Source organism: Pseudomonas sp. HMSC076A11, from assembly GCF_001810205.1.
GTDB lineage: Bacteria > Pseudomonadota > Gammaproteobacteria > Pseudomonadales > Pseudomonadaceae > Pseudomonas > Pseudomonas aeruginosa.
The window spans coordinates 1-13,210 of record NZ_KV800317.1; the positions used below are offsets into that span (position 1 = coordinate 1).

11 protein-coding genes and 1 pseudogene are annotated in these 13,210 nt (G+C 70.3%); 9 read left to right on the forward strand and 3 right to left on the reverse strand.

Features of this window, described 5'->3' with window-relative positions; all coding sequences use genetic code 11:
• The 3 genes and pseudogenes from glyA to gcvT all read left to right on the forward strand — a co-directional run.
• A pseudogene (gene glyA, locus HMPREF2716_RS23325) lies at window positions 1–319 on the forward strand (serine hydroxymethyltransferase); the annotation flags it as partial.
• A gap of 47 nt (window positions 320–366) precedes the next feature.
• The gene (locus tag HMPREF2716_RS23330; RefSeq protein WP_003112071.1) at window positions 367–1,743 is read left to right on the forward strand and encodes an L-serine ammonia-lyase; all 1,377 of its coding nucleotides are present in this window, start codon (window positions 367–369) and stop codon (window positions 1,741–1,743) included.
• Window positions 1,744–1,836: 93 nt separating this feature from the next.
• Window positions 1,837–2,958: a glycine cleavage system aminomethyltransferase GcvT gene (gene gcvT / locus HMPREF2716_RS23335; RefSeq protein WP_016263445.1), complete on the forward strand. Its 1,122-nt coding sequence runs from the start codon at window positions 1,837–1,839 to the stop codon at window positions 2,956–2,958.
• 45 nt (window positions 2,959–3,003) lie between these two features.
• On the opposite strand, the gene HMPREF2716_RS23340 is transcribed toward gcvT, so the two are convergent.
• Entirely contained in the window at window positions 3,004–3,879 is an 876-nt protein-coding gene (locus HMPREF2716_RS23340) for a hypothetical protein (protein ID WP_003119384.1), read from the reverse strand.
• Entirely contained in the window at window positions 3,876–4,838 is a 963-nt protein-coding gene (locus HMPREF2716_RS23345) for a polysaccharide deacetylase family protein (RefSeq protein WP_003113080.1), read from the reverse strand. The genes HMPREF2716_RS23340 and HMPREF2716_RS23345 overlap by 4 nt, the downstream gene beginning before the upstream one ends.
• A gap of 687 nt (window positions 4,839–5,525) precedes the next feature.
• On the opposite strand from HMPREF2716_RS23345, the gene hflK reads away from it, so the two are divergent.
• The 6 genes from hflK to HMPREF2716_RS23375 all read left to right on the forward strand — a co-directional run bounded on the left by hflK (window position 5,526) and on the right by HMPREF2716_RS23375 (window position 12,747).
• The gene (gene hflK / locus HMPREF2716_RS23350) at window positions 5,526–7,526 is read left to right on the forward strand and encodes a protease modulator HflK (RefSeq protein ID WP_023517698.1); all 2,001 of its coding nucleotides are present in this window, start codon (window positions 5,526–5,528) and stop codon (window positions 7,524–7,526) included.
• Between the two features lie 11 nt (window positions 7,527–7,537).
• Window positions 7,538–8,569, forward strand: coding sequence for a protease modulator HflC (gene hflC / locus HMPREF2716_RS23355; RefSeq protein ID WP_023087473.1), 1,032 nt, complete (start codon window positions 7,538–7,540; stop codon window positions 8,567–8,569).
• Complete coding sequence (locus tag HMPREF2716_RS23360) at window positions 8,566–9,606, forward strand: SPFH domain-containing protein (protein WP_023118524.1); 1,041 nt, start codon at window positions 8,566–8,568, stop codon at window positions 9,604–9,606. The genes hflC and HMPREF2716_RS23360 overlap by 4 nt, the downstream gene beginning before the upstream one ends.
• A 153-nt stretch (window positions 9,607–9,759) precedes the next feature.
• Window positions 9,760–10,194, forward strand: a complete 435-nt coding sequence (locus HMPREF2716_RS23365; RefSeq protein ID WP_017149069.1) for a hypothetical protein — start codon at window positions 9,760–9,762, stop codon at window positions 10,192–10,194.
• A gap of 28 nt (window positions 10,195–10,222) precedes the next feature.
• Window positions 10,223–12,205, forward strand: coding sequence for a cation-translocating P-type ATPase (locus HMPREF2716_RS23370; protein ID WP_033863104.1), 1,983 nt, complete (start codon window positions 10,223–10,225; stop codon window positions 12,203–12,205).
• A complete protein-coding gene (locus HMPREF2716_RS23375) occupies window positions 12,202–12,747 on the forward strand; it encodes a DUF4946 domain-containing protein (RefSeq protein ID WP_003102966.1) in 546 nt (181 codons plus the stop codon). The genes HMPREF2716_RS23370 and HMPREF2716_RS23375 overlap by 4 nt, the downstream gene beginning before the upstream one ends.
• A gap of 135 nt (window positions 12,748–12,882) precedes the next feature.
• Here HMPREF2716_RS23375 and HMPREF2716_RS23380 read toward each other — a convergent pair whose 3' ends face one another.
• Window positions 12,883–13,152, reverse strand: a complete 270-nt coding sequence (locus HMPREF2716_RS23380) for a hypothetical protein (RefSeq protein WP_003102968.1) — start codon at window positions 13,150–13,152, stop codon at window positions 12,883–12,885.
• Between the last annotated feature and the right edge of the window lie 58 nt (window positions 13,153–13,210).

The window sequence follows — 13,210 nt, forward strand, 5'->3', positions numbered from 1 at the left end:
CACCGACAACCACCTGATGCTGATCAGCCTGGTGAAGCAGGGGCTGACCGGCAAGGCCGCCGACGCGGCGCTCGGAGCGGCGCACATCACGGTGAACAAGAACGCCGTGCCGAACGATCCGCAGAGCCCGTTCGTCACCTCCGGCATCCGCATCGGCACCCCAGCGGTGACCACTCGCGGTTTCCGCGAGGGCGAGTGCCGAGAACTGGCCGGCTGGATCTGCGACATCCTCGACGATATCGACAATCCCGAGGTCGGCGAACGGGTCAGGGGCCAGGTCGGCGAATTCTGCCGGCACTTCCCGGTCTACGCTGATTGAACAGGAACGCCGCCGTGGTGGCGGCCAATCCGCAAGCGGAGACGAGCATGTCCCTGAGTGTCTTCGATCTGTTCAAGATCGGCATCGGGCCGTCCAGCTCCCACACCGTGGGGCCGATGCGTGCCGCCGCGCGCTTCGCCGAGGGGCTGAGGCGCGAGGGGTTGCTGGAGGCCACTGCCAGCGTCAAGGTCGAGCTGTACGGCTCGCTCGGCGCCACCGGCAAGGGCCACGGCAGCGACAAGGCGGTACTGCTCGGCCTGGAGGGCGAGCAGCCGGACACGGTGGATACCGCCGCGATTCCCGCTCGGCTCGATGCCATCCGTTCCAGCGGCGAGCTGCGCCTGCTCGGCGAGCGGCCGATCCGCTTCGTCGAGAAGGAACACCTTGCGCTGATCCGCAAGCCGCTGGCCTACCATCCCAATGGCATGATCTTCCGTGCCTTCGACGCCGCCGGCCTGCAGGTCCGCAGCCGCGAGTACTACTCGGTGGGCGGCGGTTTCGTGGTCGACGACGAGGCCGCCGGCCTCGACCGCATCGTCGAGGACCGCACGCCGCTGGCGTTCCCCTTCAAGACCGCGCGGCAACTGCTCGACCATTGCGTCCGCGAAGGCCTGTCGATCAGCCAGTTGATGGCCGAGAACGAGAAGGCCTGGCGCCCCGCCGAGGAAACCCGTGCCGGCCTGCTGCGTATCTGGCAGGTGATGCAGGATTGCGTCGAGGCCGGCTGCCGCAACGAGGGCATCATGCCCGGCGGACTGAAGGTCAGGCGCCGCGCGGCGGCGCTCCACCGCCAGTTGTGCCAGCGGCCGGAGGCCGGTCTGCGCGACGCCCTCAGCGTGCTCGACTGGGTCAACCTCTACGCCCTGGCGGTGAACGAGGAGAACGCCAGCGGCGGCCGCGTGGTGACCGCGCCGACCAACGGCGCGGCGGGGATCATTCCGGCGGTGCTGCATTACTACGCGCGCTTCATCCCCGGGGCCGACGACGACGGCGTGGTGCGCTTCCTGCTCACCGCGGCGGCGATCGGCATCCTCTACAAGGAAAACGCCTCGATCTCCGGCGCCGAGGTCGGTTGCCAGGGCGAGGTCGGCGTGGCCTGCTCGATGGCTGCCGGGGCGCTCTGCGAAGTGCTCGGCGGTAGCGTGCAGCAGGTCGAGAACGCCGCCGAGATCGGCATGGAGCACAACCTCGGGCTGACCTGCGACCCGGTCGGCGGGCTGGTCCAGGTGCCCTGCATCGAACGCAACGCGATGGCTTCGGTGAAGGCGATCAACGCGGCGCGCATGGCCCTGCGCGGCGACGGCCAGCACTTCATCTCTCTCGACAAGGTCATCCGCACCATGCGCCAGACCGGCGCCGACATGAAAAGCAAATACAAGGAAACCGCGCGCGGCGGCCTCGCCGTGAACATCATCGAATGCTGAACCGCGCCGCTGCGCCGGCGCTTCTTTTCTCTTTCCCGACAATCGATCGCGGCTCTCCGGCAGACAGGAGGCCGGGATGCCATGGAGTGAAACATGACCGCAGAAACCCTCGCCAAGACGCCCCTGCACGCCCTGCACCTGGAACTGGGGGCGAAGATGGTGCCCTTCGCCGGCTATGACATGCCGGTGCAGTACCCGGCCGGGGTGCTCAAGGAGCACCTGCACACCCGCGAGCAGGCCGGTCTGTTCGATGTCTCGCACATGGGCCAGATCCGCCTGGTGGGCGCCGATGCGGCGCTGGCCCTGGAAAGCCTGGTGCCGGTGGACATCCTCGACCTGCCGGTGGGCCAGCAGCGCTACGCGTTGTTCACCGACGAGCAGGGCGGGATCCTCGACGACCTGATGGTGGCCAACCTCGGCGATTGCCTGCTGCTGGTGGTCAACGCCGCCTGCAAGCACCAGGACCTGGCGCACCTGCGTCGTCACCTGGAAGACCGTTGCAGCGTCGAGCCGCTGTTCGAGGAGCGTGCCTTGCTCGCCCTCCAGGGACCGGCGGCGGTGCGGGTGCTGGAGCGCCTGGCGCCGCAGGTGGCGCAGATGACCTTCATGCAGTTCGCCCGCGTCGAGCTGCTCGGCCAGGACTGCTACGTCAGCCGCTCCGGCTATACCGGTGAAGACGGCTACGAGATCTCCGTGCCCTCCGCCCATGCCGAGGCCCTGGCGCGGCGCCTGCTGGCCGAGCCGGAAGTGGCGCCGATCGGCCTCGGCGCGCGCGACTCGCTGCGCCTGGAAGCCGGCCTGTGCCTCTACGGCCACGACATGGACAGCGCCACCACGCCGGTCGAAGCCAGCCTCGGCTGGGCCATTTCCAAGGCGCGCCGCGCCGACGGCGTGCGCGCCGGCGGCTTCCCCGGCGCCGAGCGGATCTTTGCCCAGCAGGCGCAGGGCGTTGCCAGCAAGCGCGTCGGTTTCCTGCCGCAGGGGCGGATGCCGGTGCGCGAGGGCGCCGAGATCGTCGATGCCCAGGGGCGGGCGATCGGCAAGGTCAGCAGCGGCGGTTTCGGTCCGAGTCTCAACGCGCCGCTGGCCATGGGCTACGTGCCGAGCGAGCTGGCCGGCCTGGGCAGCGAGGTGACGGCGATGGTGCGCGGCAAGCCGGTGACCCTGGTGGTCAGCAAGATGCCCTTCGTGGCGCAGCGCTACTACCGCGGTTGAGCACTGGCCCTCTCTCGCCTCGGCGGGAGAGGGCGGCGACCGGCCTCACGGGTGTTTCGGCCGCTGCCGTTGCAGGCCCAGCTTCTTGGCCCGGTGGAATACCGCTGCGCGGGTCTTGCCGGTCTGCTGCGCACACCATAGCGAGCCGCGCTGCTGGTAGTGCTGGCGCAACAGATCTTCCTCGGACTTGCTCCAGATCGCATTGTTGCGGTCGCGCCCGCTGTGCGGGGAAAGCTCCTCGGCCTTGCTGGCGACACTCTGGTAGCTGCGGCCGAGCATGTAGGCGCACCAGGCCAGGCTGCGCTTGCTGCCGTGGCGGCGGATGAACTCGACTTCTTCGCTGGACCAGGCGGCCGGTGCCTTCGGCGGCGCCTTGCGGTCCAGCGAGCGGGCGAGGGCGGCGCGGGCGCGCGCCACCGCCTGGTCGCCGGGATTGTTGCGGCGGGTCACGCCGAGGGCGCGGCGCCAGCGCCCCACCAGGCTCGGACTGAAACCCCACCAGAACTGCACCGACTCGGCGCATTCGGTACGTACCGCGCGCAGCAGGTCGCCGCAGAGAATCGGCGAAGGGCGGCCGCTGCGCTTGCGCGTCGGCCAGCGGAACAGGCCGTCGGTGAAGCCGCCGACCTCCACGGCGCCTTCCAGCTCGTCGACCAGCCAGTCGCCGGGGATCACCAGTGGGCTGGTGTAGGGCGCGCCGAGCAGCAGGTGGTTGATGGTAGCGACAGAGGTAGGGGTGTCTGCAGTCATGGGACGATCCTTGCTGATACCGGGCCAGCTGGGCTGGCCATATCCCTGAGAGCGGCGTCGCTGCGGCATGGCGGGCGACGGCGCGTTCGCTTCCCGTGGTTCGGGCGGTCTTCCGGCGGAGGGCGACTGCCTGTCGCGCCTCCTTGGGAACGGGCTGGAAGCCATGCTCATGGGCGGGCTCCACGATAGATGTGCCAGGCCAGCCGGCCGGGACGGGCGGCGATCGCCGCATCCACCTCGATGCGCGGCAGGTCCAGCGGGTCGCAACGGGTATCCACCAGGCCATTGCGCGCGCCGAAGGCGAAGCGGTAGCCAAGCCGACCGAGGGCGGCGCGCAGGCCGGGTTGCGCGGCGGGTGTGGTACGAGCTTGGCAGAACACCGGCAGGGGGGCGGCGCAATGCTGCTGGAGCTGGCGGTGGGCGCGGCCGAGACAGTCCTCGGCGCAAAGGCCTGCCGATGGGTGCGGCTCCTGTCCGCGCAGGCCGAAGCGAAGCAGGCCGCTGTTTTCCAGGCGGCGGACCCGCTCCCAGTCGCCAGCGCTGTACGGTGCGGGAACCGGGCAGGCCGCGTGCAAGGCCTGCTGCGAGGCCGGGTCGAGGCGTTCCAGCTTGCGCAGGAGGAGGTCGAGGTTGCGGCTGCGACGCTGGTCGTCGCCGGTGCGTTCGAACACCGCCATGAGTGCCGCGCCGCTGTAACCCTCCAGCAGTTCCAGCAAGGGTCCGGCGGCAGTCGCATCGGCCTGCCAGAGCGTCTCGGCCACCGCTTCGCGCCAACTGCGCGGGTCACCGCCGATGAAGGCGCTCGCCGGCATTTCGTAGCGTTCCAGCAGCGGATAGACCTGCTCGGCCAGTTCCGCAGGGTTGCCGTCGACGCTCAGGGCGATCCGCAGGCAGGCTGGAGCGGGGCCTTCGAGCAGGTGTTCCAGGGGCACGCAGAGGAAGTGCCGCTGTAGCCATAGCAACAGGGTTTCCAGGTCCTGACGATCGAGGCAGTGGCCTTGCCGGTGCGGCAGGGTCGCGCGCCGGCGATCCGCGACTACCGGTCCCAGGCGCAGCACGATACCGTTCTGGCGCAGCCGGCGCTGGCCTACGGAGGAGTTCAGGAACGTCATCCCGATCAGGCTTCGCATGGCTTCCCCCGGCTCATCGACGATCCGTCACCGGCGATCGTTCCCTGCGCGCGGCAGGGCTTTCGCCAGCCTGTCCGGAGGCTGTGCCATGGACTCCGGCCCCGGCAGTCGATTCGGTCATGGGCGAGCCTCCTGGGGTAATCCGCACAAACGTTTGCTGCGACCACGCAATGCGTGGCTCGAACCGGGGCTTGGCGAGGCCCCGGCGGTTGTTCGATAAGGACTGCATGGCACCGGATAACGCTACAAAGGATCGATATGATTCTTTTTTGACGCTATCACAGTCGATGGTCGGATTATTGACGCTCTGCCGCTGTTATAAAACCGTCAGGCTATGCGAAAAGGCCTGCCGGCTACGCGTCGAGGCCCGGAATGGCGTGCCTTTGCGGGGGAGATGAGGGCTCCGGTAGGCCTATGCGGATTGGTTATAAGAAATCCGATTTGAATGAGAATTGCCGACGAATGGTCGTTTGCACGGATGTCCGGTGGTTTTTCCCGGCTGCTTAGAACCTTTCGATTGGTTAGGTGTTGCCCAGGGTGCTGCACACAGACTCTCGTCTTCCAGTCAAGAGCCTTGGGATGCAGACTGTTTTTCAAATCATGACAACTTCTTAACGCGCATTGTTATAAAGTTGCGGGCGTTTGCGCCGGCCTGGCCGGTACCTTCGAGTTTTGCCTGGAGTGAAGATGAGAGTCGACCTGGACGCCGAGGGCGTCGCCGCCGAATCGCTGCCGCGTTTCCAGCAGGCGCCCCGGCAGTTGCGCCAGCTGTGGCGATGGGCAGCGGCCAGCGTCGCCTTGGCCGCCGCCTGCGCCGTGCTGGGGTTCTTCATCGGCCTGTTCGCCGCCGACTCGCTCTGGCCGCCGCTGCTGTACAACCTCGGCGCGGCCTGGCTGGTCCTGTTCGCCGGTCTGCACGCGGCCTACCGGGTCGCGGCCTGGCGTTGCGTGGTCCTCGGCGCGGAGGCCAGCGCGCGGCCTGCCTGGCTGTGCTGGCAGCGGGACGAACCCGACGCCACCGCCGACAGCGCCTATGAACGGCTGCTGGAGCGCCTGGGCCAGGCCATCGCCCACGGCCTGGCCCAGCTCGGGCACGCTGCGCTGTGGCTGGCGGCGAGCGCGGCGCTGGCGTTGTGCCTGGTAGCCGCCGGCTGGCGTCTCGACCTGCCGCCGGCCAGTTCCGGGCAAGCGGCCGACCTCGCCATCGGGATCTGCCTGCTGCTGGCCTTCGCGGTGCTGGTGCTGGAACGTCGCCTCGCCAGCCAAGGGCCGGTGCAGTGGCCGGAAGCCCCGGTCCTCGGGCAACTGGCGCGGGCGTTGATCGGTACCCTGGTGCTGGCCGCCCTCTGTCTGTTCCTGGCTCGCCAGGGACACCCCTGGGCCCCGCGCCTGGCGGTACTGCTCGGCCTGTTGCCGGCGGCGCTGGCGCTGGAGTTGCTGGGCAGGGCGATCCTGGCGATGTTCGCGCCGCAGCGTGCCGGCCTCGAACCGCGCCTGGTCGCCACCAGCCTGCTGGCCGACCTGTTGCGCTGGCCGCCGCGTCCCCTGCAGGGTCTGCAGCATGAGTTGCACCAGCGCTTCGGCATCGACCTGCGCCAGGTCTGGGCCTTCGGTTTCATGCGGCGGGCGTTCCTGCCGGTGCTGGCGGTGGTGTCGCTGAGCGGCTGGCTGCTCAGCGGCGTACGCGAGATCGGCATGGATGCACGGGGTGTCTACGAGCGCTTCGGCAAGCCGGTCGCGGTGCTCGGCCCCGGCCTGCACCTGGGGCTACCCTGGCCGCTGGGGCGGGTGTTGGCGGTGGATAACGGGGTGGTCCACGAGTTGGCCACCAGCGTCGCCGCCGGCGACGGCGGAGCCGAGCCGCTCGCGCCCGCCGAAGGTCCGGCCCCGGATAGCGCCAACCGCTTGTGGGACGCCTCCCACGTCAGCGAGAAATCGCAGGTCATCGCCAGCCTGGCCGACCATCGGCAGAGCTTCCAGATCGTCAACATGGACGTGCGCATCGTCTACCGCATCGCTCTCGACGACGCATCGGCGCTGGCGGCGACCTACCGCAGCGCCGACGTGCCGACGCTGGTGCGCAGCACCGCCAGCCGCGTACTGGTGCATGCCTTCGCCTCGCGGACCCTCGACGAGGTCCTCGGCGAGCAGCGTGCGGGCCTGGCCGAGCAGATCGGCCAGGCCGTGCAGGCCGATCTCGATCGCCTCGGCAGCGGCGTCGAGGTACTGGGCGCGGCGGTCGAGGCGATCCATCCGCCGGCCGGTGCGGCGAATGCCTACCACGCGGTGCAGGCCGCGCAGATCACCGCCCAGGCGCTGATCGCCCGCGAGCGCGGGCAGGCCGCCGCGCAACGCAACGAGGCGCAACTACAGGCCAGCGTGGCGCACGACCGGGCCAGCGCGCAGGCCCGCGAGACCCTGGCCGCCGCGCAGGCCGCCGACCGGCGCTTCGCCGCCGAGCGGGAAGGCTATGCCGACGCCGGCCAGGCTTTCCTGCTGGAGGCCTACTACCGCCAACTCGGACGCGGCCTGGGCAAGGCCAACCTGCTGCTCATCGACCACCGCATCGCCGGCGCCGGCGCGCCGACCATCGACCTGCGCAGCTTCGGCCTCGGCCGCCTGGATTCCCCGTCTTCGTCCCGTCCGTCCGCCGCTCCGGCGTCCGCGGCCGGGCAATCCGCACCATGAGGAGAGCGCTCTTGAGCCTCGGTCACTCCCACTCGCACAGCCACCACGAGCATCATCACGATCACGATCACGATCACGATCACGATCACGGCCATGGCGCACAGGCCGCGCCGCCCTGGCGCCGGCTGCTGGTCGCCGCGCTGCTGGTGCTGTTCGCCGTCGCCGCCGCTTGCCTGGTGCAGGTACGTTCCGGCGAGGCGATGGTCATCACCCGTTTCGGCAACCCGGCGCGGGTCCTGCTCGAACCGGGCCTGGCCTGGCGCCTGCCGTTGCCGTTCGAGAGCGCGATCCCGGTCGACCTGCGCCTGCGCACCACTTCCAGCGGCCTGCAGGACGTCGGTACCCGCGATGGCCTGCGGATCATCGTCCAGGCCTACGTGGCCTGGCAGGTCCAGGGCGACGCCGACAACGTGCAGCGCTTCATGCGCGCGGTGCGCAACCAGCCGGACGAGGCTGCCCGGCAGTTGCGCACCTTCGTCGGCTCGGCGCTGGAAACCACCGCCAGCGCCTATGACCTGGCCGACCTGGTGAATACGGAGGCGTCGCGGGTGCGTATCGGCGACTTCGAAGCGCGCCTGCGCGAACAGATCGACCATCAGTTGCTGGCGACCTACGGGGTCAAGGTGGTGCAGGTCGGCATCGAGCGCCTGACCCTGCCCAAGGTGACCCTCGGCGCCACCGTCGACCGCATGCGCGCCGAGCGCGAGACCATCGCCACCGAGCGTACCGCCGAGGGCCGTCGCCAGGCCGCGGAGATCCGTTCGGCGGCGGAGCGCGACGCCCGGGTGATCCAGGCCGAGGCTTCGGTGAAAGCCGCGGAGATCGAGGCCCAGGCACGGGTCGAGGCGGCGCGCATCTACGGCAAGGCCTACGCCGGTTCGCCGCAGCTATACAACCTGCTGCGCTCGCTGGACACCCTCGGCACCATCGTCAACGGCGATACCCGGCTGGTCTTGCGCACCGATGCCGCACCGTTCCGCGTGCTGGTCGACGGGCCGCCGGCGCTCCCCGCCGAAGCGCCGGCCAACGGGCGCCGGCCATGAGCGACGAAGCGCACGAGGGGCTGCGCAGCCCCTGGCTGCAGGCCGGACGCCTGGCGTTCCTCGCACTGTTCGGCGTGACCCTCCTGGCGGCGCTGGCCTGGGCGTTTTCCAACGTCCGCCAGATCGGCCCGGAGAACCGCGCCGTAGTGCTGCGCCTGGGCGCGCTGGAGCGCCTGGCCGGTCCCGGCCTGCTGCTGGCCTGGCCGCAGCCGCTGGAGCAGGTGGTGCTGCTGCCGTCCGCCGAACAGGTGATCGAACGCCGCGTCGAGGGCCTGCTGCGTTCCGAGCAGGCGCGTCGCGCCGACCTCGACGTCAGCCTGTCCAGCGACGCGCTGGCCGGCTCCGGCTACCTGCTGACCGGCGACGCCGGGGTGGTGCAACTGGACGTGCGGGTGTTCTACAAGGTCGACGACCCGTACGCCTACGTCCTCCAGGGTGCCCACGTGCTGCCGGCGCTGGACCGGCTGGTGGCGCGCAACGCCGTGCAGGTCTGCGCCGCGCGCGACCTGGACACCATCCTGGTGGCGCGCCCGGAGTTGCTCGGCAACGACAGCGCGGTCGCCGAGCGCCGCGAACGCCTGCGCGGCGACCTGGTGCAGGGCATCAACCACAGCCTGGCGGCGTTGGCCGCGGCCGGCAGCGGGCTGGGCATCCAGGTGGTGCGGGTCGACGTGCAGTCGAGCCTGCCGCGCAATGCGGTAAGCGCCTTCAACGCGGTGCTGACCGCCAGCCAACTGGCCGAGCAGAACGTCGCCAAGGCGCGCACCGAGGCGGAGAAACTCACCCAGGCCGCCACCGAGGGGGCCGACCGCACCCTGCAGCTCGCCCGCGCCGAGGCCGGCGAACGGCTGGCCCAGGCGCGCCGCGACACCGCCAGCATCGTTGGCCTGGCCCCGGCGCTGGGTGCGACCGATCCCGGCCTGCTCTGGCGCCTGTACCGCGAACGGGTGCCGGCGATCCTCGGCAAGGCCGGTTCGGTCGGCAGCGTCGATCCGCGCGACGATGGCCGCCTGATTCTGCAAGGTGGGCAGCCATGAGCCGCTGCCCGACGGTGCCCTTCGCGGGCTGTGAAACAATGGACGGACAAGCGAACGTGAAACGGCTACCCTGCGTCGGCATCAACCTTCGGTACGCGCTTCCGCCAGCGGAACGCGGCGCCGAGTCGAACAACCAGGCGAACGGGACGGGCAATGACGGCAGGCGGTATTCCATTCACGGGCAACGGTGCGCGGCTATCACCGGGCAGGGCCCTGCTGTGCGGGCTGGCGCTGTTGCTGTGCGGCGGCGAGGCGCTGGCGCGGCAGTTGCCGAGCGACATGCTGGTGGGCTTCGTGGCCAGCGCGCAGTACCCGGTCATCACCCTGAAGAAGCCCAAGCAGAGCCTGCTGCGCAGCGTGCTTACCCTGGGGCTGGGGAAGAAGACCGTCAGCTATTCGGTGGCGCCGTCGGTGCGCATCCGCACGGCGCAGAACCTGTTCATCGTCTATGGCCGCATGCCCCAGCTCGAGGGCAGTTTCGTCGGCCTGAAGAGCGACAACAACGGGCAGGTCAAGCAGATCTGGGAACTCACCGAGAAGGAAGCCCTGGACTACGTACGCCGGCCGGACGCGCGCTTCCCGCAATAGCCGCCGCGGCTCGCCCCGGGAGGTGCGCATGAGCGAGCCGTCCGCCCACGGCAGCCATGGCGGCTGCGCGCATCATCATCACCTGCCGTTCGGCGGCGGCCTGCTCAGCCGCGACGAGCAACGCCGCGCCGCCCGCCAGCTGAGCCTGGCGATGCTCGCCCTTGGCCTGTTGCTGCTCGGCCTGGCCTGGCGCTGGCTGGCGGCGGACCAGGCCGGGGTCAGCCAGATCCTGCTCGGCGTCGCGTCGCTGCTGGTGGCGCTGCCGGTGGCCCGCTCGGCCTGGGACAGCCTGCGGCATCCGAGCCTGCACGGCGTCACCGACCAGTTGATCGCGCTGGCCATGCTCGGCGCCTGGGCCAGCGGCGACCTGCTGACCGCCGCGCTGCTGCCGATCATCATGATCTTCGGCCACGTGCTGGAGGAGCGCAGCGTGATCGGCTCCCAGGAGGCCATCGCCGCCCTCGGCGAGCTGACCCGCAGCCATGCCCGGCGGATCGAGGCCGACGGCAGCCTGAGCGAGGTGGACAACGCCAGCCTGCGGCCGGGCGACCAGGTGGAAGTGCGCGCCGGCGACCGGGTTCCGGCCGACGGGCGGGTCCTGCAAGGCCAGGCCAGTCTCGACACCGCGCCGATCACCGGCGAGTCGGTGCCGCTCGAGGTGGCGCCGGGGATGGAGGTCTACGGCGGCGCGATCAACCTCGACGGCCTGCTGCGCATCGAGATAACCCGTACCGGCGAGGCCTCGACCCTGGGCAAGGTGATCGGCCTGATGCAGCAGGCCGAGCGCGCCAAGCCGCCGATCACCCGCCTGCTGGAGCGCTACGCCGGGCAGTACATGTTGCTGGTGTTGCTGATCGCCGCGGTCACCTGGTTCGTCACCAACGATGCCCAGGCCATGCTCGCCGTGCTGGTCGCCGCCTGTCCCTGCGCCCTGGTGCTGTCCGCCCCGGCCACGGCTATCGCCGGGATCGCCGTGGCCGCCCGCCACGGTATCCTGATCCGCAGCTCGGCCTTCCTCGAGGAGCTGGCGGACCTGACTTCGCTGGTGGTCGACAAGACCGGCACCCTGACCCATGGCAGCCTGCGCCTGCAGGCGCTGCGCCTGGCCGATGCCGCCGAGGAGGCGTCGGTGCTGCGCCTGGCCGCTAGCCTCGGCGCCGCCAGCAGCCATCCGGTGAGCCGAGCGCTGGCAGCCCTGGCGGCGCACGATGCCTATCATCCATTGAGCGATATCCGCGAACGCCAGGGGTTCGGCGTGGTCGCACGAACAGCGGCGGGCGAAGCCGCCCTCGGCCGGCCCGAACTGTTCCAGCAACTGGGCATCGACGCCAGCGAGGTGCCGGAGCATGAGGGACCGATCGCCGGAATCGCCCTGGACGGGCGCTTCCTCGGCTGGCTGCTGCTGGCCGACAGCGTACGCGCGGAGGCCGCCGAGGCCCTGGCCGATCTGCGCGAACTGGGTCTGGGCCGGCAACTGTTGCTGACCGGCGATCGCCGGGCGGTGGCCGACGCCGTGGCCAAGCAGGTGGGGATTCGCCAACTGGTGGCGCAGGCGTTGCCGGAGGACAAGCTGCGCCAGGTCGGCGCGGAGATCGGCAGCGGTTTCCGGCCGATGGTGGTCGGCGACGGCATCAACGATTCGCTGGCGCTGAAGGCCGGTGTGGTCGGAGTGGCAATGGGCGCCGGCGGCGCCGACATCGCCCTGGCCTCGGCGGATATCGTGCTGATCGGCAGCGACCTGCGCCGCCTCGGCACCTGCGTGCGGCTCAGCCGGCAATGCCGGCGGACCCTGCAGGTCAACGTGGCGATCGGCCTCGGCTGGACCCTGGCGATCGTCGCCGCGGCAGCCTTCGGCCTGCTCGGCGCGGCCGGGGCGATGGTCGCGGCGCTGCTGCACAACCTCAGCACCTTGCTGGTGCTGGGCAATGCCGGACGCCTGCTGCGTTTCGAGGAGCCCCTCGGGCAGCCCCGGCCGGCCGTGGAGGGACGCGAAGAGGAGGGTACACCGTGAGGCAGGCGCAAACGCGACGCAACGGCTGGCGCTGGCTGGCCCTGGCGGTCGGCACGCTGTCCGCGCTGAGCCTGGCCGAGGCGTCGATGGCGCGCTGGCCGGCGGGCTGGCAGGTCAGCGACCTGCCCGCCGCGCAGCCCGGCCAGGCCGGCGCCGGCCAGCGCCAGCGCGCGGTCAAGTTGCAGGCAGACGGCTCCCAGGCACTGGTGATGGAGGTGACGCGGATGCCCCTGCAGAGCGGGCAGGCAGTGAACCTGGAGAAAGTCCTCGGGCACATGCGCAAGCTGGTGCAGATCGAGTTCCTGCGCAACGGCCTGCAGACCGCCTGCACCTCGCCGCAGCCGTCCACCACCGGCGGGCTGGCGGCGCTGGAGACCACCTGCACCATTCGCCAGCGCGGCGCCGTGGTGATGAAGCAGACCTTGCTCGCCGCGGCCGGCAAGACCTCGGCCTATTCGCTGTCCTATGCCGGCCTGGCCGAGGCCTACGACGCCAGCCAGGCAGAAATCCGCGCGGTGCGGGAAAGCCTGCGCTTCGAATGAGCGAAATCGGACGCGGTCGGGGCGGGGGCTGGAGTGTCGGCGGATAACGCCTGCGGCGCTATTCGCCCTGCGGAGGGTTGCATTGGGGTAGGACGGATAACCGCTTGCGGTTATCCGCCTTGCGTCTGTCGCGGATCATTTCTTGCCGGTGTTCTGCAGGATCTGCAGGGCCTGGGTGGTGGCGGTGATGCAGCCTTTGGTGTCGCCGCTGGCCTGGTCCTGCCTGGCCTTGGCCTGGAGTTCCTTGACCTCGGTGACCCGCGCACCGGTGACCGAGGTCTTGCCGCGCACGGCGAGGATATCGTCCAGCTTCTGCAGGTTGGCGCCGCACAGGTCGGTGCTTTCGGCGGCTTGGGCGGTGCCGCCGAGCAGGGCGGCGGCGATGAGCAGGGTACGCACGATCATGGCAGTTCTCCTTTGTGGGCCGGGTGGCCGGACGGGGGAGAGACGACAGGCTCCTGGG

Excerpts from the sequence above, each read along its gene's own strand:
- HMPREF2716_RS23330 (WP_003112071.1), top strand. The coding sequence starts at position 367 with ATGTCCCTGAGTGTCTTCGATCTGTTCAAGATCGGCATCGGGCCGTCC.
- gcvT (WP_016263445.1), top strand. The coding sequence starts at position 1,837 with ATGACCGCAGAAACCCTCGCCAAGACGCCCCTGCACGCCCTGCACCTG.
- HMPREF2716_RS23340 (WP_003119384.1), bottom strand. The coding sequence starts at position 3,879 with ATGAGCATGGCTTCCAGCCCGTTCCCAAGGAGGCGCGACAGGCAGTCG.
- HMPREF2716_RS23345 (WP_003113080.1), bottom strand. The coding sequence starts at position 4,838 with ATGCGAAGCCTGATCGGGATGACGTTCCTGAACTCCTCCGTAGGCCAG.
- hflK (WP_023517698.1), top strand. The coding sequence starts at position 5,526 with ATGAGAGTCGACCTGGACGCCGAGGGCGTCGCCGCCGAATCGCTGCCG.
- HMPREF2716_RS23360 (WP_023118524.1), top strand. The coding sequence starts at position 8,566 with ATGAGCGACGAAGCGCACGAGGGGCTGCGCAGCCCCTGGCTGCAGGCC.
- HMPREF2716_RS23365 (WP_017149069.1), top strand. The coding sequence starts at position 9,760 with ATGACGGCAGGCGGTATTCCATTCACGGGCAACGGTGCGCGGCTATCA.
- HMPREF2716_RS23370 (WP_033863104.1), top strand. The coding sequence starts at position 10,223 with ATGAGCGAGCCGTCCGCCCACGGCAGCCATGGCGGCTGCGCGCATCAT.
- HMPREF2716_RS23380 (WP_003102968.1), bottom strand. The coding sequence starts at position 13,152 with ATGATCGTGCGTACCCTGCTCATCGCCGCCGCCCTGCTCGGCGGCACC.